Source organism: Streptomyces sp. NPDC003393, assembly GCF_053589015.1.
The window spans coordinates 183,629-201,269 of record NZ_JBSFRB010000001.1 but is presented as its reverse complement, the minus strand read 5'-3'; the positions used below and the strand labels follow the sequence as shown (position 1 = coordinate 201,269).

Here is a 17,641-nt window from a genome sequence, read left to right as displayed (position 1 = left end):
TGACATGACCGAAAGCGCGACCCCCCGTGTCTCCCAGCCGCGAATCATGGTGCTCGGAGTGCAGCCGGGCCATCCGCCCTTCCGCATCGTGGAGATCGACGGTGAGGTGGTCGGCGAGGCGAAGACCGTCACCGACGTCCTTCAGGCCGCCGCGGCATTCGGCATCCGGGTCCACGACCTGGACGACCCCGACGTGGTCCGGTGGGTGGGCGGCGACAAGTTCACCTGGACCCTGCACTAGGGCAGCATCAGGCTCGCCGGTCCCGGCCCCGCGGAAGCCTTCCGGCCCCCGCAGGACCGTTTCCGGCGCCGCGGGGCGCCCTGCCCTCACCCCACCGTCCACTTCTGGTTGGCACCGCCGGTGCACGTCCAGATCTGCAGACGAGTGCCGTTGGCGGAGTTGTTGCCGGTGACGTCCAGGCATTTGTTCGCCTGGGGGTTGACGATGTCGTGCGCCGAGGACAGGACCCACTTCTGGTTCGGTCCTCCGGTGCAGTCCCACAGCTGGACCTTGGAGCCGTCCGCGGTGCCGTTGTCCGTGACGTCGAGGCACTTGCCGAGCGCGCGCAGGCTCCCGTCGGAGGCGAACGTCCACTGCTGGGCGGCGGTGCCGTTGCAGTCGTAGAGCTGGACCGGCGTGCCGTTGGCGGAGTTCGCGCCGGCCACGTCCACGCACTTGCCGGCCAGCCCGCGGATCGCGGCGCCGGTGGAGGTGGTGCTCGTGGTGACGGACACCGAGTCGACCACCAGTTGCTGCGGGAAGGCGGTGGAGCCGTCCGGGTCGCCCGGCCAGTAGCCGCCCACCGCCAGGTTGAGGATCAGGAAGAACGGCTTGTCGAACACCCACGTCCTGCCGCCCAGGTCGGCGGGCGTGCGGCGTTGGTAGACGGTGCCGTCCACGGACCAGGTGATCGAGTCCGGCGCCCAGTCCACGGCGAAGGTGTGGAAGGCGTCCGCGAACGCCTGGCCGCCCGGCAGCGAGTACGCCGCGCCGATGCCGCCCGAGCCGGAGTAACCGGGGCCGTGGATCGTCCCGTGGACCGTGGAGGGCTCGAAGCCGACGTTCTCCATCACGTCGATCTCGCCGGAGTCCGGCCAGCCGACCTGCCCGATGTCGGTGCCGAGCATCCAGAACGCCGGCCACATGCCCTGCCCCCGGGGGATCTTCATCCGCGCCTCGACGTGCCCGTACTGCGCGGCGAACTTCCCCGAGGTGTTCAGCCGGGCCGAGGTGTACTGGCAGGTGCCGTACCAGCACTGGTAGTTGGCCGGGTTCTCGCGCCGGGCCGTGATGACCAGGTGGCCCTGCCCGTCCAGGGCGGCGTTCCTGGTGCCCGAGGTGTAGTACTGCCGCTCGTGGTTGTTGACGTTGTCGCCGGTCTCCGTCTGCCACTTGGCGGGGTCGACGGCCGCGCCGGCGGGGCCGTCGAAGGTGTCGGAGAACGTCGTCACCGTGGCGGCGGAGGGGGCGCTCGGTGTGTCCGCCCGTGCGGGGCCGACCGCGGCGGAGCCGACGAGCGCGGCGGACAGGGCACCCAGGAGACATCTGCGGAGCAGTCGAGGAGAGGTCACGGCTCTCCCTTCTGTCCGGCGGCCCGCAGCGCGGGCCGCCGACCGTTGTGGGGGGTTGGGGTCGACTCTTGATTCAAGGAGTGAGGTAAGGGGCCGTCAAGACCTTGGTCCAGACCGGTCCTGACGGTGATTCAGGCAAACACGCACCGCTCGGTCGATGCCGGACAGCCGTCCGCTGTTTCCGCTGCTGCTGTCGGGGCAACCGGGTTGCACACCCGCGCGCCGCCGCGCCGTGCGCGGCCGGGGCGGTGTTTGGATGCCGGAGAGCGCCGGACGGCGTACATCGGTGAACAGGGGGCCGAGCCCGCGGATGTGGCCTGTGAAGGCGCGTACGACGCTGCTCGCCGTCGGCGAGGTGCTGGTCTGGTGGGCCGCGCTCGTGCTGCTGTGGCTGATGCTGATCAGCACCGTCGACACCCTGGAGTGGGTGGTCGGAGCGTGCGCCGCGGGCGTGGCCGCCCTGGCCGCACGGGCCGGCCGACGGGCGGCGGCGAGGCCGCGGTGAACGGCTGGATCCTGGCGGCGACGGTGGTGCTGGCCGTCGGTCTCGGGACGACGCTGTGGGGCGTGACCACCGGCCCGCTCGGGCGCCGCGTCGCCGCCCAGAACCTGTCCACCGCCCTGGTCTGCCCGGGTCTGCTGCTGCTCTCCCAGGGCTACGAACGCCCCTCCTACGTCGATCTCGCCCTGCTCCTGGCCCTGCTCGGCCCGATCGGCACCCTGGTGTTCGCGCGGCTGCTCGCCGACGAACTCGCCGGCGAGCGGCCGCGGGCCTGGGGGCCGACCTGGGCGGCCGCCGGTCTCGGCACCGTGGTCGTGGCCGTGCTGTGCGCGGCCGCCGGGCCCGGCCGGGCGATGGTGAAGCTCCTGATCGTGGGGGCGCTGCTGGTCGGCGGGAACCTCCTCGCCTCCCGGGCGATGTCCGGCGGATTCCCGGGGGTGAGCCGTGGCTGACGCGGTCGTCGTCGTGGCCCTCCTCGCCGTCGCCGGCTGCGCGACGGCGGCCGTCGCCAACCGCGAACCCGCCCGCCAGGCCCTCGTCCTGGCCGTCCACGGCACCGCCCTCGCCGTGCTCTTCACCGTGCTCCAGGCGCCCGACGTCGGGCTGTCGCAGCTCGCCGTGGGCTCGGCCCTGACCCCGCTGCTGATCATGCTCTCGGTGCGCAAGGTCCGCCGGCGCTCCGCCCACGGCAAGGACGGCAGGCAGTGAACCCGCGCACCCGGCTGTGGCTGGTCCTCCTGGGCGGCGGCGGGCTCGCCGCCCTCCTGGTCGCGGCCTGCCTGCGGCTTCCCGCCTTCGGCGGCTCCTGGCACCCGTACGGCGAACGTGCCGTCCGCGCTGCCCTCGCCCGGCACGTCGCCAACACGGTCGCCGCCGTCAACTTCGACCAGCGCGCCTTCGACACGATGGGCGAGATGACGATCCTCTTCGCGGCCGTCCTCGGCTGCGTCGTCCTGCTGCGCCAGGCCCGGGACGAGCACCGCGACCCGCCCGAACCCTGCGAGGTCGCCGCGCCCGTACGCCGCTACGCGCTGATCGTGCTGCCCCTCGCCCTGGTCACCGGCCTGTACGTGATCGCCCACGGGCAGCTCAGTCCCGGCGGCGGCTTCCAGGGCGGCGTGGTCGCCGCGACCGCTCTGCACCTGATGTACCTGGGCGCCGACTACGCCGCCCTGGAACGCATCCGCCCGGTCGAGGCCTACGAGCTCGGCGACGCGCTGTCCGCGTCCGCCTACCTCGTGCTGGGGTTCGCCGGCGTGCTGGCGGGCACCGCCTTCCTCGCCAACACGCTGCTGCCCTACGGCACGTTCGGCACGCTGTCCTCGGGCGGCACCGTTCCGCTGCTGAACGCGGCCATCGGCATGGAGGTCGTGTGCGCGGTCGTCGTGCTGCTCGCCCGCTTCCTGGACCAGGCCGTCGAGATCGAGGAGGGCGACGGGACGTGAGGACCGAGGAGGGCGGCCGGGGAGCGGGACGGCGGGCGGCCGGAGACCGGCGCGGCGGGGGGTGAGAGCGCTGTGAACGCCGTCACGCACATCCTTCCGTACCTGGTCGCCGCCTACGTGTTACTGGTCGGCTGCTACGGACTGGCCACCAGCCGGAACCTGATCCACGCCGTGGGCTGCCTGGCCGTGTGCCAGTCGGCGACATACGTCCTGCTGCTCGCCGTCGGCTACCGCGACGGCGGCACCGCACCCGTCTTCTCCGACGTCCGGCCCGGCTCGCGGCCCGTGGTCGACCCGGTCGTCCAGGCCCTCACCCTCACCGACGTCGTCGTCGGCGCCACCGTGACCGCGCTGCTGCTCGCGCTGACCGTGCAGATGGCCAAACGGCACGGCACGGTCGACCCCGACGAGCTGCGGGAGCTGCGCGGCTGATGCACCGTCTGCTGCCGCTGCTGCCGGCCGTCCCCCTGCTGGGTGCCGGTCTGCTCGTCGCGGGCGGCCGACGCCTGCCGCGCCCGGTCGCCGAGGCCTTCGGCTGCCTGGCCGCGGCCACCACGGCCGCTCTCGCGATCGTGCTGCTGCCGCACTCCTCGCCGGCCCTGGTGGAATGGGCCGGCGGCTGGTTCCCGGAGGGAGGCGAGAGCGTCGGCATCGTGCTGATCGGGGACGGGCCGTCGCTCGGCATGGCGGCGCTCGTCTCGCTGCTCACGCTGGCCGCGCTGGCCTACTCCTGGCACTACTTCGACGAGCCGCCACGCGGTCACGCCGGGACCTTCCCTGCGCTGATACTGCTCTTCCAGGGCGGCATGTGCGGCTTCGCCGTGGCCGGGGACCTGTTCGACGCCTTCGTGTTCTTCGAACTGATGAGTGCCGTCGCCTACGCGCTCACCGGATACCGCATCGACGAGGCCAAGGCCGTGCAGGGCGCGTTGAGCTTCGCACTCGTCAACTCGCTGGGCGCCTACTTCATGCTGATGGGCATCGCCCTGCTGTACGCCCGCACCGGTGAACTGGCCATGGCGAAGATCGGGCAGGGACTGGACGCGACCGCCGGGCACCACGGGCCGGACGCCCTGACCCTCGCCGCCTTCGTGCTGGTCCTGACCGGCCTGCTGGTGAAGGCCGCCGCCGTGCCCTTCCAGTTCTGGCTGCCCGACGCGCACGCCGTCGCGCCGACCCCCGTGTGCATGCTGCTGTCCGGCGTCATGGTGGAGCTCGGCGTGTACGGCGTCTGGCGGGTGTACGGCACCGTGTTCTCCGGCCCCGGCGGCATCCCCGCGGCCGACGTGACCCGGGCCCTGGTCGTCCTGGGCGTGCTGACCGGCGCCGTCGGCTCGGTGATGTGCTGGTACCAGCGGCACATCAAGCGCCTGCTCGCCTTCTCCACCATCGCGCACACCGGGCTGTTCCTGATCGCCGTCGGCGCCCTCGAGGCCGAGGCGGACGACGGCGCGGCGCTGTACATCCTCGGACACGCGGGTGTGAAGGCCGCGCTGTTCGCCTGCGCCGGCATCCTGCTGGACCGCTACGGCACCGTCGACGAGTTCTCCCTGCACGGCAGGGCCCGGCACCTGCGGGGCGTCGGCGCCATGTTCGCCGTCGGCGCCCTGGCCCTGGCCGGGCTGCCGCCCTTCGGGACCGGCCTCGGCAAGGCCGTCAGCGAGGAGGCCGTGGGCGACCCGCTCACCGTGGTCTACGTCGCCGCCTCCGCCCTCACCGGAGGGGCGGTGCTGCGGGTGGCCGCGCGCGTCTTCCTGGGGCTCGGCCCCCGGCCCGAGGAGCGGGAGGGCGAGGAGCGCGACGAGGACAAGACGTCCGGGGGCGACGAGGAGCCGGAGACGCGGCGGCGGCTGGTGCGCGTCCCGCGCACCATGGGCACGGTCCCGGCGGTGCTGCTCGCCGCCGCGCTCGCCGTGGGCGCGGTGCCCGGCTTCGCCGGCCTGGTGGGTCACGCCGTCGACGAGGCGAGGACCTGGGGGGTGTTCTCCTCGGTGCACTGGACCGCGACCGGTGTCGTCCTGGACCTGCTGTCGGCCCTGCTCGCCGTGGCCCTGGCCCTGACCGCGGTCACCCGCCCCGGCCTGCTGAGCGCGCCGGAGTGGGCACTGCCGCTGCGCCGCCTCCAGTCGGGGCACGTCGGCGACTACGTGGCCTGGCTGCTGGTGGGTACGACGCTCATGGGCGCGCTGGGGCTGCCCGGGATCTGGCGCTGACGGGCGGCCGGACGGCCGCGACCGCGATCAGTAGCATGAGTCCGGCAGCCCGAATGATCATGCGAGGAGCAGATCGTGCGAGACATCGCGGTGTTCAGCGGCAGCGCCCATCCCGAACTGGCGGCCGAGGTCTGCACGCACCTGGGCGTGCCGCTCAGCCCGACCCGGGTCAGCCGGTTCGCCAACGACTGCCTGGAGGTACAGCTTCAGGCCAACTGCCGGGAACGGGACGTCTTCCTGATCCAGCCGCTGGTCCGGCCGGTGCAGGAGCATCTGGTGGAACTGCTGCTGATGTGCGACGCGGCCCGGGGCGCCTCCGCCGGGCGGATCACCGTCGTGATGCCGCACTACTCCTACGCCCGCTCCGACAAGAAGGACGCCCCGCGCATCTCGCTGGGCGGGCGGTTGGTGGCCGACCTGCTGGTGGCCGCGGGTGCGGGCCGCGTCCTGGCGATGACGATGCACGCGCCGCAGGTGCACGGCTTCTTCTCGGTGCCCGTCGACCATCTGCACGCGCCGCGCGAACTGGCCGCGCACTTCCGGCAGTACGACCTGACGCGCACCACCGTCGTCTCGCCGGACCTCGGCAACGCCAAGGAGGCCGCCGCCTTCGCCCGGATGATCGGCGCCCAGGTGGCCGCCGGCGCAAAGCAGCGCTACGCCGACGACCGGGTGACCATCAGTTCGGTCATCGGCGACGTGGCCGGACGGGACGTGATCGTGCTCGACGACGAGATCGCCAAGGGCAGCACGGTGCTGGAACTCCTGGACCGGCTGCGCGCGTCCGGACCGCGATCCATCCGGGTCGCCTGCACGCACGGCCTGTTCGCGGCGGGCGCGCTCAAGCGGCTCAGCGAGCAGCCCGACGTGCTGGAGATCGTGTGCACCAACACCGTGCCGGTGCCGGTGGAGGACCACGAGGACTACCGGGACCACAAGGACAAGCTCCGGATTCTGTCCATCGCGCCCGCGCTCGCCGAGGCCGTACGGCGCATCCACAACGGGGAGTCCGTGAGCGCGCTGTTCGACGCGCCGCGCGACGAATGACGCCGAGCCGGCACCGCCCGACGCATGACCTTCGGCCGACCCGCCACGCGGCCGGTGACCCGGGCGGTCAGACCGGGCCGGACGCGGCCTCGGCCTGTCGGAGCGCCGCGTCCAGCGTCGGGCGGGGTGGCAGCAACCGGGACAGCCCGGTGACCTTGAGCACGCGCAGCGTCAGCGGGTGCGTGCACACCAGGCGCAGTTCGCCGCCCCCGTCCAGGAGCCGGGCCCGGGCCCGGTAGAGCAGCCGGAGGCCGGAGCAGTCGAAGAAGTCGATCCCGCTCAGATCGATCACGACCCGTGCTCCGGGCCGGGCCGTGATCCGGTCCAGGTACGGGACGATCTCCACGGCCGCGGCGATGTCGATCGCACCGTGCAGTTCCAGCACGGTGTGCCCGCGCTCCCGGCGGACCCGCAGATGGCGGGTGAATGGCGCGCGTTCGTTCCCCACGACGACCTCGCCTCCCACCGGACTCCGCTGTTGCGGGGGTGCGGTTCAGTCGGACCAACACCCGCCCCTGCTCAGCAAGTTACCCTCGTTGGAGGGAATTTCAGCATGTTCGATTGACATATGTCTGCGAATTGAGGTGAGCCGAAGCTCAGTCGACCACCAGAACCAGCTTGCCCGTGGTGCGTCCGGTCTCGCCGAGCTCGTGTGCCTTGGCGGCCTCGGCCAGCGGGAACGTGCCGGCGATCGTGGCGCTCAGCTTCCCCTCCTCGACCAGGCCCGCGATCGTCCGCATCCCGTGGTGGTCGGCGTCGACCAGCATCCGGACCGCCCGGACACCGAGCCGCTCGGCCTCCTCGTAGAAGTCGTCGGAGCCCATCGGGATGATCGACACCACGACCCCGCCCGGCCGCAGCACCCGCAGCGAACGCAGGCCGGTCTCGCCCCCGATGGTGTCCAGCACGACATCGACGTCGTGCACGGCCTCGGCGAAGTCGGTCGCGAGGTAGTCGACGGGTTCGTCCACGCCGATGCCGCGCAGGAAGTCGTGCTTGCCGGCGCTCGCCGTGCCGATGACGTACGCGCCGCGCGCCTTGGCGATCTGCGCCGCCACATGGCCCACGCCGCCGGCCGCCGCATGGATCAGCACCCGCTGCCCGGCCCGCAGCTCGGCCCGCTCCACCAGCGCCTGCCACGCCGTCAGCGAGACCAGCGGCAGGGCGCCCGCCCGGACGTGGTCGATCCCGGTGGGCTTCGGCGCGAAGACACGGGCCGGAGCGGTGACGTACTCGGCGTGCGAGCCGTGGCCGAAGGGGTAGCTGAGCATGCCGAAGACCTCGTCGCCGGGCCGGAACAGGGCCACGCCCACGCCCGTCGCCTCGACCACGCCGGAGACGTCCCAGCCCAGGACGAAAGGCGGCTCGCCGAGGAACCCGCCCGTGGCGCGGTGCTTCCAGTCGGTCGGATTCACCCCGGCGGCCCGCACCCGGACGAGCACCTCGTTGGGGCGCGGCGCGGGCCGCTCCAGTTCGGTCACCTTCAGCACATCGGGGCCGCCCAGGACGTCCTGGCCGATGACACGCATCGTCTTCACGGTGTTCACCTCGCCCATGGTGGCCCAGCCCGCCCGGGTCCGCGCGCCGGCTCAGTAGCGGCCACTCTTCTTCTCCGCCTTCTTCGTGGCCTCCTTCGCGGGCCACACACCGGTCGAGCGCTCGATGGCCTTGGCGCCCGCGCGGTCCACGATGCTGCGCACCATCGAGAAGATGGCCCCCTGCACCGCCGCGGCCAGCAGGATCTCGCCCCAGCGCCGGTCCCGGTCGAGCGCGTCGGGTGCGTCGTCCTCGTGCCGCATGGCCTTCCACGTGGCGCGGAACGCCATCCCGGCCAGCGAACCACCGGCCCAGCCCAGCACGAAACCGACGGGCTGGTAGGCGACGGACAGCTTGTGCTTCTTCTTCTTGGCCACCTGTGTCTCCTCGTGCGGATACCTCGGTCAGGCCCTGCCCTGAGGCGGGACCTCCTCGCCGTGCGGTACGGGACCCGGTGCCGTTCCCTCGCCGAAGGGACGGCCGCCCAGTTCCTCGCGGTGATGCGGTGTCAGCCATCCGGACGTATCGGGCCCGAGCGGCACGATGCCGGTCGGGTTGATGCCCGTGTGCACCTGGTAGTAGTGCCCCTTGATGTGGTCGAAGTCGACGGTGTCGCCGAACCCGGGCGTCTGGTAGAGATCGCGGGCGTACGCCCACAGAACCGGATTCTCCACCAGTTTCCACAGGTTGCACTTGAAGTGTCCGTGATACACGGCGTCGAAACGGACCAGAGTGGTGAACAACCTGATGTCGGCCTCGGTGATCGTGTCACCGACGAGGTAGCGCTGCCCCGTCAGCCGCCGTGCGAGCAGCTCCAGCCGCCGGAACACGCCCGCGCACGCCGCCTCGTACTCCTCCTGGTTCGTGGCGAAGCCCGCCCGGTACACGCCGTTGTTCACGTCCTCGTACACCTCGGCCATCACCGTGTCGATCTCGTCGCGCCGTGCCCGCGGGTACAGGTCCGGCGCGCCGGGCCGGTGCAGGTCGGTCCACTCGGTGGCCAGGTCGAGGGTGATCTGCTGGAAGTCGTTGGTGACGAGCGCGCCGCTCGGCACGTCCACGACCGCGGGCACGCTCACCCCGCCGGGATAGCCGGTCTCCCGCCGGTCGTAGGCCTCGCTGAGGAAGCGGATGCCCAGCACCGGGTCCCGGCCGCCGGGGTCGAGGGTGAAGCGCCAGCTGCGGTCGTCCTGGACCGGATCGACGACGGCCAGGGACAGGGCGTCCTCCAGCCCCAGCAGCCGCCGCGCGATCAGCGCCCGGCTCGCCCAGGGGCACGCCCGGCTGACGACCAGCCGGTAGCGGCCCGCCTCCACCGGCCGGCCGTCCCGGCCGTCGGCGGTGATCCGGTCCGCGAAGTGGCTCTTCGAACGCTTGAAGGCCTTGTGGCCGTACGCACGGTTGCCCTCGCCGCCCTCGCTCATGTCTGGTCCCTCCTGCCGCACGGGTACCCCGCCGGACACCCCCCGTGCGGGTGCCCTGGTGGACACCTTCCCCGAAATCGGCCCCCGGCACGGTGTCAGCCGTGAAGCCGGGGGCAGTCGGCCAGCGTGAGCGGGACACCTGGGAACACACGCGAGACGCATCCGAACGAATCCCACCCGAAGGAGCACGGGGCCGCCCGAAGCCCGGCCGGAGGCGGCCCCGGACGTGCCTCGGACCGCAGGACCCGCGTCACCGTGCTGGTGGCGCTGGCGGCGAACCTGGTCATCGCCGCGGCCAAGGCCGTCGGCGGTCTCCTCGCGCACTCGCCGGCCCTGCTGTCGGAGGCCGCCCACTCCGTCGCCGACAGCCTCAACGAGATCTTCCTGCTCGCCGCGCTGCGCCGCAGCCGCCGCCCCGCCGACCGGCGCCATCCTTTCGGCTACGGCAAGGAGCGGTTCTTCTGGTCGCTCCTCGCCGCCGTCGGCATCTTCGTCATGGGTGGCTGCTTCTCCTTCTTCCAGGGCGTCGAGGCCCTGCGCAACGGCGCGCACGAGGACTTCACCGGCTACGTGGTCGGCCTGACCGTGCTCGGTGTCGCGCTCCTCGCCGAGGGGATCTCGCTGCTGCGGGCGCTGCACCAGGTGCGCGGGCAGGGCGGCGCGAGCCGGCTGCGGGACCCGGCGCTGCGCACGGTCGTCGCCGAGGACGCCACCGCGGTGCTGGGCGTCACGCTCGCCATCCTCGGCATGGCCCTGCACATGGTCACCGGGCAGGTCGTATGGGAGGCGTCGGCCTCGCTCGCGATCGGCGCGCTGCTCGTGTACGTCGCCTACCGCCTCGGCCGCGACGCACGCGACCAGCTGATCGGGGAGGCGGCGGACCCGGAGCTGAGCGGCCGGATCGGCAGCCTGCTGCGGGCTCAGCCGGAGATCGACAGCGTCGAGGCGCTGTTCACGATGAAGACGGGCATGGACTCGCTGCTGGTTGCGGCCCGCGTCGACCTGGTGCCGGGTCTGGACAGCGAACGGGTCGAGGAGGTCGCGATGCGCATCAAGCACTCCGTCGCCCGCACCGTCCCCCAGGCGGAGCGGATCTTCCTCGACGTGACCGACCGGCCGGCCGAGGAGGCACGCGAAAGCCCCGCCGCGACGGGGGAGCGCGGCGGGGCCTGAGGAACCGGTGCCCCGACGGCCGCCACTCCATGCCTGCCCGGCCCGGATTTCTCCCGGACGGCGGCGACGGCCTTCGGACGGCGGCTCACGGCCTCCGGACGGAGGCCGGCCGGTTCAGTGCCCTTCCGCCGGCTCCAGCACGAAGACCGGGATCTCCCGCGAGGTCTTCGTCTGGTACTCGGCGTACGGCGGATACGCGGCGACGGCCCGTTCCCACCACTCGGCCTTCTCGCTGCCGGTGACCTCGCGGGCGGTCATGTCCTGCTTGACAGGACCGTCCTGGAGTTCCACCCGGGGGTCGGCCTTCAGGTTGAAGTACCAGAACGGATGCCGGGGGGCGCCGCCCTGCGAGGCGACCACGGCATAGCGCCCGTCGTGCTCCACCCGCATCAGCGGCGTCTTGCGCAGCTTGCCGCTGCGCGCCCCCCGGGTGGTCAGCAGGATCACGGGCAGTCCCGTGTCCAGGAGCGTGGTGCCCTTGGTGCCGCCGGAGCTCTCGTACAGCTCCACCTGCTCCCTCACCCAGTCGGCCGGGCTGGGCTCGTACTCGCCCTCAAGAGGCATGGCGTACGTCCTCTCGTCGCATGCTGTGACGGTTCGTGCACCGTCATTCAACACCGGCGCCGACGACGCCGTGCCCCACGGAGCGATCCGGCGGGCCGCGACGGCCGTCCGGGCGCCGGATCGCGCCAGACGCCGCCGCGTCGCCGCGGCTCACGGCGACACCGCCGTGCGCACCGAAAGCGCCATGATCACGGCGCTGGACACCAGGGCGGTGACCAGCCGCCCCCGGCGGCCGGTCAGGGCCCGGCCGAGCACGGCGCCGCCCCCGGCCAGCAGCAGCTGCCAGCTCGCCGACGCGGCGAACGCGGCCAGGACGAACACCCCCTGCTCCGCCGGCGGCACGGCGTCGGTGGCGCGGGCACCGCCGACGACCAGCGCCGCGAAGTAGATCACGGTGGTCGGATTGAGCAGGGTGATCCCGAGCAGCCCCAGGTAGGCCCGTGCGGGGCCGGGTGGGGGAGCGCCCGGGCGGGTGGTGTGCCGGTCCTGCCGGTGCCGGCGTACGGCGGTGATCGTGCCCCGCACCGCCAAAGCGGCGAGGACCAGGGCCGAAGCCCAGCGCAGCGGCGTCAGGGCCGGGCGCAGCGCGTCGGCCAGGGCGGCACCGCCGAGGACGGCCAGCAGGGCGTAGAGGCCGTCCGCGGTGGCGACGCCGAGCGCGGCGCAAGCCCCGGTCCGCAGGGACGTACGGGCGGTCAGGGAGACGAGGAGGGTCGCGACGGCGCCGACGGGCACGGCGATGCCGTAGCCCGCGACGAGCCCGGCGACGAGCGCCGCCGTCACGATCGCGGCGGATCGGTCCTCCGGGGACGGCCGGGCTGCTGTCGGCGCGCTGCCGGGACGGCGGCGGCGGACAGCGGCAGCGGGAACACGGGGATCGTGGACATGGCCGGATCCTGCGGGACCGGGGTCCGCCGAGGCAACTTGTTTCTGAACGAGGCACCCTGTCTATGAAGCGGAAGAGACGCTTCCCAGCCAGCTCCCGCAGGTCACCGATCTGGCCGAACTCCGCGTCGCCCCATGGATGCCTCGGGCATCCAATGGAGATCGGCACGACGCACCCTTCGTCTGCGAGGTCTCCCATGCCGGACCCGACCACCCGAACGTCCCAGCCCGTCGCCTTCCCTCAGGACCGCACCTGCCCCTATCACCCGCCCGCCGGCTACGAACCGCTGCGCGCCGCCCGGCCGCTGGCCGGCGTCACCCTCTACGACGGCCGACCGGTCTGGCTCGTCACCGGACACGCGCTGGCCCGCGAGTTGCTGAGCGACCCGCGCCTGTCCACCGACCGCAACCGCGACGGCTTTCCCATGATCACCCCCCGTTTCGCGGCGGTCAGGGACCGCAGGCCCGCGCTCCTGGGAGTCGACGACCCCGAGCACCGCGCCCAGCGGCGCCTCATGGTCCCCAGCTTCACCCTCAGACGCGCCACCGAACTGCGGCCGCAGATCCAGCGCACCGTCGACGGCCTGCTGGACGCGATGATCGCGCAGGGGCCGCCCGCCGAGTTGGTCAGCGCGTTCGCGGTGCCGGTGCCGTCCATGGTGATCTGCGCGCTGCTCGGCGTCCCCTACGCCGACCACGAGTTCTTCGAGGAGCAGTCACGGCGGCTGCTGCGCGGCCGGACGGCCGAGGAGACGAGGGACGCGCGCAACCGGCTGGAGAAGTACCTGGGTGACCTGATCGACCGCAAGCGGCAGGACCCCGGCGAAGGCGTGCTGGACGACCTGGTCCGGCTCCAGCGGAGCGAGGGCCGTCCCGATGACGAGGAACTGCTCGCGCTGGCCGTCATCCTCCTCGTCGCGGGCCACGAGACCACCGCCAACATGATCTCCCTGGGCACCTACACCCTCCTCCAGCACCCCGAGCGGCTGGCCGAGCTGCGCGCCGACCCCGGGCTGCTGCCGACGGCGGTGGAGGAACTGATGCGGCTGCTGTCCATCGCGGACGGGCTGCTGCGGCTGGCCACCGAGGACATCGAGGTGGCCGGCACCACCATCCGCAAGGGCGACGGCGTGATCTTCTCCACCTCCGTCATCAACCGCGACCAGGACGTCTACGCCGCCCCCGACACCCTCGACTTCCACCGCCCGGCCCGCCACCACATCGCCTTCGGCTTCGGCATCCACCAGTGCCTCGGCCAGAACCTCGCCCGTACCGAGCTGGAGATCGCGCTGGGCAGCCTCCTCCGGCGGCTGCCCGCCCTCCGGCTCGCGGCCCCGCCGGAGGAGATCCCCTTCAAGCCCGGCGACACCATCCAGGGGATGCTCGAACTCCCCGTGACCTGGTGAGAGACGTACCGCCATGCGCATCGACATCGACAAGGACCGCTGTATCGGCGCCGGCCAGTGCGCGCTGGCCGCCCCGAACGTGTTCACACAGGACGACGAGGGCTTCAGCACCCTGGTGCCCGGCAAGGAGGACGGTGACGGGGACCCCATGGTCCGCGAGGCCGCCCGGGCCTGCCCGGTCGGCGCGATCACCGTGACCGAGGCGCCGGACTGACGTCACGGTCACCGGGCCGGCGGACTGACGTCACGGTCACCGGGCCGGCTCGCCGACGTCGCCGTCGTCGCGCGAACCCGTGACGCCGACAGCCGCGCCCGGCACGTCGAGCACGGCCAACGGCAGCGGGCGCAGCCGTTCCGGTGCGGCGATCACCTCGTAGGAGGCGATCCGGTCGTCGCGGACGGCGATGTCCAGGGCGAACAGCAGCCGGCCGTGCGGCGCCACCACCGCGCCGACCCGGCCGTCGACCAGGGCGACGGCGGCGAACCGGGCGCGGTGGCGCAGCGCCACCGTGCCCTCGGCCACCGCGCGCGCCCCGCGCAGTTCCGCCGGGACCCCGGCCGGCAGGGCGGCCGGGTCGGCCCGGCGCACCACGTCCGGCGCGAGCACGTCCAGCAGCGCGTCCAGGTCCCCGCCCCGTGCGGCCGCCAGGAACGCCTCCACGATCCCGCGGTGCCGTTCCAGCTCCGCACCGGAGGCCGCCGGGGCTCCCCGCACCTTGTGCCGGGCCCGGCTGGCGAGCTTCTTCGCGGCCGGCTGCGAGCGGTCCACGACGGCGGCGACCCGGTCGAAGGACACCGCGAACAGGTCGTGCAGCACGAACGCCACCCGCTCCAGCGGGCTCAGCGTGCCGAGCACCACCAGCAGGGCCACCCCCACCGACTCCGCGAGCAGCGCCTCCTCCTCGGGCGCCCGCCCGCCGACGGTGCCCGCCTCCTCCGGGGCCTGGTGCCCGTACGGCTCCTCGCGGCGCGCCGCACGGGCGCGCAGCATGTCCAGGCACACCCGGGAGACGACCGTGGTGAGCCAGCCGGACAGGTTGTCGATGCCTTCCGCGCCGGTGCGGACCAGCCGCAGCCAGGTCTCCTGCACGGCGTCGTCCGCCTCGCTGAGCGAGCCCAGCATCCGGTACGCGATCGCCCGCAGGTGTGCGCGCCGCTCCTCGAACCGCCGGGCCAGTTCGTCGTCTCCCGCCATGAGGCCCATGGGTCACCTTTCCGGGTCGTGCTCCGTCACCCCATTGACGAACCGGACACGATCGAGGTGACACTTCCATGCTGCTGCACATCGACTCCAGCGCCGACGCGACCGCCGACTCGGTCAGCCGCCGGCTGACCGCCGACTTCGTACGGGTGTGGCGGGAGCGGCACGGCACGGCGGAGTACCGCCACCGTGACCTGGCCGCCGCCCCCGTGCCACCGCTCACCGCCGCCTACACCACCCTGGGCCGCAGGGTGGAGCGCCAGGGATTCGTACCCCCCTCGAAGGTGCCCGCGCTGATCGAGGGCCCGGCCGAGCAGCGGGAGTGGGACCTGACCCTGCCCCTGATCAGCGAGCTGCGCTCCGCGCACACGGTGCTGCTGGGCGTCCCGATGTACAACTTCTCGGTGCCCGCGGCCCTGAAGGCGTGGATCGACCGGGTGACCTTCCCCGGGGCGTTCGCCGACCCGGACACGGGCGAGAGCCTGCTGGGCGGCACCCGCGTGATCGCGGTCATGGCCCGGGGCGGCGGCTACGGTCCCGGAACCCCGCGGGAGCCCTACGACTTCCAGACGCCGTACCTGAAGGCCTGGTTCGGCAACCTGGGCGTCGCGCCGGACCACCTCCACCTGATCGCCGCCGAACTGACCCGCGTCGACGTCCTGCCGCAGCTCGCCGGCCTGGAACACCTGGCGCGGCAGTCGCTTGCCGCGGCCCGGGAGCAGGTCCGGGCCCTGGCCGCCGCCTGAGCCCGGGGCCTGTCCGCGGTGGCACGGCCCGGCCACCGCCCGCCCGGGCCGGGGCGGAGTGCGGTTCCGGCCGGCCACGCGCGAGGTCCCCGAAAAACCGCTGAACACGTGAGCGGGCGACCGACTAGGGTCGGTTGGATGACGGAACACGCCGGGGAGTCCTCCAGCAGACCCTTCCTGTACGTGGTCGTCTGCGCCGCGGGCATCGCCTCCGGTGTCGGGCGGCTGATCGTCGCCGCGCAGGCCCGGGGCTGGGAGGTCGGTGTCATCGCGACACCGGTCGCCATGGGCGGCTTCTTCGACACCGCCGAGGTGGAACGGCTGACCGGCCGCCCCATCCGGTCCGCCTGGCGCACCCCCGACGACCCCCGGCCGTTCCCGCCGCCGGACGCCGTGGCCGTCGCGCCCGCCACGTTCAACACGATCAACAAGTGGGCCGCCGGGACCGCCGACACCCTCGCACTCGCCACCCTGTGCGAGGCGTACGGGCTCGGCGTCCCGGTCGCCGTCCTGCCCCGCGTGGCCGCCACGCTGGCGGCCCACCCCGCCTACCGGGAGAGCCTGGTACGGCTGCGGGCCATGGGCGTGCGCTTCGGCGACCCCGCCCCGGCGAGGCCGCCCCGGCGATCCCCGGTCCGGCGATTCCGCCTCCGGTGAGACCGAGGGGAGCGGCGGACGGCCGGACTTCGCCTGGGAGCGGGCCCTGGACCTGCTCGACGCGTGCCCGCGTCCCGGGGGACCCCGGCCGGCCGGGTCCGGCATGCGGCACGGTCCGCGTTCGTGATCGGCGACGGCCTACGCTCAGATCGAGGACCATCCGGAAGGCAGGAGCAGCAACGATGCAGTACGTGAAGCTCGGTTCGACGGGCCTGGACGTGTCGCGGATCTGTCTGGGCTGCATGACCTTCGGTCTGCCCGACCGCGGCACGCACGAGTGGACCCTCGACGAGGAGGCGTCGCGACCCCTGATCCGGCAGGCCCTGGAGGCCGGGATCACCTTCTTCGACACCGCCAACGTCTACTCCGACGGCACCAGCGAGGAGATCGTCGGCCGCGCGCTGCGCGACTTCGCCCGCCGCGACGAGATCGTGCTCGCCACCAAGGTGCACGGACGGATGCGGCCGGGCCCCAACGGCGGCGGCCTGTCCCGCAAGGCGATCATGACGGAGATCGACCACAGCCTGCGCCGCCTGGGCACCGACTACGTCGACCTGTACCAGATCCACCGCTGGGACCCGCACACGCCGGTCGAGGAGACGATGGAGGCGCTGCACGACGTCGTCAAGGCGGGCAAGGCCCGCTACATCGGAGCCAGTTCGATGTACGCCTGGCAGTTCTCCAAGGCCCAGTACACGGCCACGCTGCACGGCTGGACCCGCTTCGTCTCCATGCAGAACCACTACAACCTCCTCTACCGCGAGGAGGAGCGCGAGATGCTGCCGCTGTGCGCGGACCAGGGCGTCGGCGTGCTGCCCTGGAGCCCGCTCGCGCGGGGCCGTCTCACCCGGGACTGGGGTACCACCACGCAGCGCAGCGAGAGCGACGCCTTCGGCAGCCGCCTCTACCCGGAGGGCGACCGCGCCATCGTCGAGGCCGTCACCCGCATCGCCGGGGAGCGGGGTGTCCCGCGCGCACAGGTGGCCCTCGCCTGGCTGCTGCACCAGGCCACGGTGACGGCGCCGATCGTCGGCGCGTCCAAGCCGCAGCACCTCCAGGACGCGGTGGCCGCCGTCGAACTGGAGTTGAGCGACAAGGAACTCGAGGAACTCGAGCGGCCCTACACCCCGCACGAGATCAGCGGTCACTGAGGCCGGAGCGCCCCGGCGGGCCGTGCGCCACCACGGCCCGCCGCGGGCGCCGGCACAGCGCCAACCGAGCGGGGATCAGGGGCGTTTGGGGAAGACCGTGTGATCCCTTGTTGCTCCGC

21 protein-coding genes and 1 pseudogene are annotated in these 17,641 nt (G+C 72.9%); 14 read left to right on the top strand and 8 right to left on the bottom strand.

Going from position 1 to position 17,641, the window contains the following annotated elements; translation table 11 throughout:
* The first annotated feature begins 4 nt into the window (after positions 1 to 4).
* On the top strand, positions 5 to 241 hold the full coding sequence (locus tag ACWDUZ_RS00890) for a hypothetical protein (protein WP_451629594.1): 237 nt from the start codon (positions 5 to 7) through the stop codon (positions 239 to 241).
* Positions 242 to 327: 86 nt separating this feature from the next.
* On the opposite strand, the gene ACWDUZ_RS00885 is transcribed toward ACWDUZ_RS00890, so the two are convergent.
* Positions 328 to 1,572, bottom strand: coding sequence for a lectin (locus ACWDUZ_RS00885; RefSeq protein WP_451629593.1), 1,245 nt, complete (start codon positions 1,570 to 1,572; stop codon positions 328 to 330).
* A 319-nt stretch (positions 1,573 to 1,891) separates the two neighbouring features.
* Between ACWDUZ_RS00885 and ACWDUZ_RS00880 the strand changes: the two genes are divergently transcribed.
* From ACWDUZ_RS00880 to ACWDUZ_RS00850, 7 genes are all read left to right on the top strand, one after another.
* Entirely contained in the window at positions 1,892 to 2,077 is a 186-nt protein-coding gene (locus tag ACWDUZ_RS00880) for a hypothetical protein (protein WP_451629592.1), read from the top strand.
* Positions 2,074 to 2,526, top strand: a complete 453-nt coding sequence (locus tag ACWDUZ_RS00875) for a monovalent cation/H+ antiporter complex subunit F (RefSeq protein WP_451629591.1) — start codon at positions 2,074 to 2,076, stop codon at positions 2,524 to 2,526. Before ACWDUZ_RS00880 ends, ACWDUZ_RS00875 begins: the two co-directional genes overlap by 4 nt.
* The gene (locus tag ACWDUZ_RS00870) at positions 2,519 to 2,782 is read left to right on the top strand and encodes a Na(+)/H(+) antiporter subunit B (RefSeq protein ID WP_451629590.1); all 264 of its coding nucleotides are present in this window, start codon (positions 2,519 to 2,521) and stop codon (positions 2,780 to 2,782) included. Before ACWDUZ_RS00875 ends, ACWDUZ_RS00870 begins: the two co-directional genes overlap by 8 nt.
* Positions 2,779 to 3,519 carry an MnhB domain-containing protein gene (locus ACWDUZ_RS00865; protein ID WP_451629589.1) on the top strand — a complete coding sequence of 247 codons (741 nt, stop codon included), beginning with the start codon at positions 2,779 to 2,781 and terminating at the stop codon, positions 3,517 to 3,519. Before ACWDUZ_RS00870 ends, ACWDUZ_RS00865 begins: the two co-directional genes overlap by 4 nt.
* A 72-nt stretch (positions 3,520 to 3,591) precedes the next feature.
* On the top strand, positions 3,592 to 3,951 hold the full coding sequence (locus ACWDUZ_RS00860; RefSeq protein WP_451629588.1) for a sodium:proton antiporter: 360 nt from the start codon (positions 3,592 to 3,594) through the stop codon (positions 3,949 to 3,951).
* Positions 3,951 to 5,732, top strand: a complete 1,782-nt coding sequence (locus ACWDUZ_RS00855) for a complex I subunit 5 family protein (protein ID WP_451629587.1) — start codon at positions 3,951 to 3,953, stop codon at positions 5,730 to 5,732. Before ACWDUZ_RS00860 ends, ACWDUZ_RS00855 begins: the two co-directional genes overlap by 1 nt.
* 75 nt (positions 5,733 to 5,807) lie before the next feature.
* Positions 5,808 to 6,779, top strand: a complete 972-nt coding sequence (locus ACWDUZ_RS00850; protein WP_451629586.1) for a ribose-phosphate diphosphokinase — start codon at positions 5,808 to 5,810, stop codon at positions 6,777 to 6,779.
* Positions 6,780 to 6,846: 67 nt separating this feature from the next.
* Here the strand turns inward: ACWDUZ_RS00850 and ACWDUZ_RS00845 are convergent, their stop codons facing one another.
* The 4 genes from ACWDUZ_RS00845 to ACWDUZ_RS00830 all read right to left on the bottom strand — a co-directional run bounded on the left by ACWDUZ_RS00845 (position 6,847) and on the right by ACWDUZ_RS00830 (position 9,739).
* Positions 6,847 to 7,227 (bottom strand): anti-sigma factor antagonist, encoded by a 381-nt coding sequence (locus ACWDUZ_RS00845; protein WP_451629585.1) that lies wholly within the window; start codon positions 7,225 to 7,227, stop codon positions 6,847 to 6,849.
* 148 nt (positions 7,228 to 7,375) lie between these two features.
* Positions 7,376 to 8,308 carry an NADP-dependent oxidoreductase gene (locus ACWDUZ_RS00840; RefSeq protein ID WP_451629808.1) on the bottom strand — a complete coding sequence of 311 codons (933 nt, stop codon included), beginning with the start codon at positions 8,306 to 8,308 and terminating at the stop codon, positions 7,376 to 7,378.
* Positions 8,309 to 8,368: 60 nt separating this feature from the next.
* Complete coding sequence (locus ACWDUZ_RS00835) at positions 8,369 to 8,692, bottom strand: DUF4235 domain-containing protein (RefSeq protein WP_451629584.1); 324 nt, start codon at positions 8,690 to 8,692, stop codon at positions 8,369 to 8,371.
* 27 nt (positions 8,693 to 8,719) lie between these two features.
* Positions 8,720 to 9,739, bottom strand: a complete 1,020-nt coding sequence (locus ACWDUZ_RS00830; protein ID WP_451629583.1) for a glutathione S-transferase family protein — start codon at positions 9,737 to 9,739, stop codon at positions 8,720 to 8,722.
* A 255-nt stretch (positions 9,740 to 9,994) separates the two neighbouring features.
* On the opposite strand from ACWDUZ_RS00830, the gene ACWDUZ_RS00825 reads away from it, so the two are divergent.
* Positions 9,995 to 10,912: a cation diffusion facilitator family transporter gene (locus ACWDUZ_RS00825; RefSeq protein WP_451629582.1), complete on the top strand. Its 918-nt coding sequence runs from the start codon at positions 9,995 to 9,997 to the stop codon at positions 10,910 to 10,912.
* A 114-nt stretch (positions 10,913 to 11,026) separates the two neighbouring features.
* Here ACWDUZ_RS00825 and ACWDUZ_RS00820 read toward each other — a convergent pair whose 3' ends face one another.
* Together ACWDUZ_RS00820 and ACWDUZ_RS00815 are read right to left on the bottom strand one after the other, a co-directional pair.
* Positions 11,027 to 11,476, bottom strand: a complete 450-nt coding sequence (locus ACWDUZ_RS00820) for a nitroreductase family deazaflavin-dependent oxidoreductase (RefSeq protein WP_451629581.1) — start codon at positions 11,474 to 11,476, stop codon at positions 11,027 to 11,029.
* Positions 11,477 to 11,626: 150 nt separating this feature from the next.
* Positions 11,627 to 12,259, bottom strand: a complete 633-nt coding sequence (locus ACWDUZ_RS00815) for a LysE family transporter (protein ID WP_451629580.1) — start codon at positions 12,257 to 12,259, stop codon at positions 11,627 to 11,629.
* Positions 12,260 to 12,558: 299 nt separating this feature from the next.
* On the opposite strand from ACWDUZ_RS00815, the gene ACWDUZ_RS00810 reads away from it, so the two are divergent.
* Both ACWDUZ_RS00810 and ACWDUZ_RS00805 read left to right on the top strand, forming a co-directional pair.
* Positions 12,559 to 13,767 carry a cytochrome P450 gene (locus ACWDUZ_RS00810; protein ID WP_451629579.1) on the top strand — a complete coding sequence of 403 codons (1,209 nt, stop codon included), beginning with the start codon at positions 12,559 to 12,561 and terminating at the stop codon, positions 13,765 to 13,767.
* Between the two features lie 13 nt (positions 13,768 to 13,780).
* Positions 13,781 to 13,981: a ferredoxin gene (locus ACWDUZ_RS00805; RefSeq protein ID WP_451629578.1), complete on the top strand. Its 201-nt coding sequence runs from the start codon at positions 13,781 to 13,783 to the stop codon at positions 13,979 to 13,981.
* 36 nt (positions 13,982 to 14,017) lie between these two features.
* Here ACWDUZ_RS00805 and ACWDUZ_RS00800 read toward each other — a convergent pair whose 3' ends face one another.
* Positions 14,018 to 14,962: a sigma-70 family RNA polymerase sigma factor gene (locus tag ACWDUZ_RS00800; protein WP_451629577.1), complete on the bottom strand. Its 945-nt coding sequence runs from the start codon at positions 14,960 to 14,962 to the stop codon at positions 14,018 to 14,020.
* 77 nt (positions 14,963 to 15,039) lie between these two features.
* Between ACWDUZ_RS00800 and ACWDUZ_RS00795 the strand changes: the two genes are divergently transcribed.
* The 3 genes and pseudogenes from ACWDUZ_RS00795 to ACWDUZ_RS00785 all read left to right on the top strand — a co-directional run bounded on the left by ACWDUZ_RS00795 (position 15,040) and on the right by ACWDUZ_RS00785 (position 17,522).
* Positions 15,040 to 15,714, top strand: a complete 675-nt coding sequence (locus tag ACWDUZ_RS00795; RefSeq protein ID WP_451629576.1) for an FMN-dependent NADH-azoreductase — start codon at positions 15,040 to 15,042, stop codon at positions 15,712 to 15,714.
* Positions 15,715 to 15,852: 138 nt separating this feature from the next.
* Positions 15,853 to 16,498, top strand: a pseudogene (locus tag ACWDUZ_RS00790) (flavoprotein).
* Positions 16,499 to 16,553: 55 nt separating this feature from the next.
* Positions 16,554 to 17,522: an aldo/keto reductase gene (locus ACWDUZ_RS00785; protein ID WP_451629575.1), complete on the top strand. Its 969-nt coding sequence runs from the start codon at positions 16,554 to 16,556 to the stop codon at positions 17,520 to 17,522.
* Positions 17,523 to 17,641: the final 119 nt, after the last annotated feature.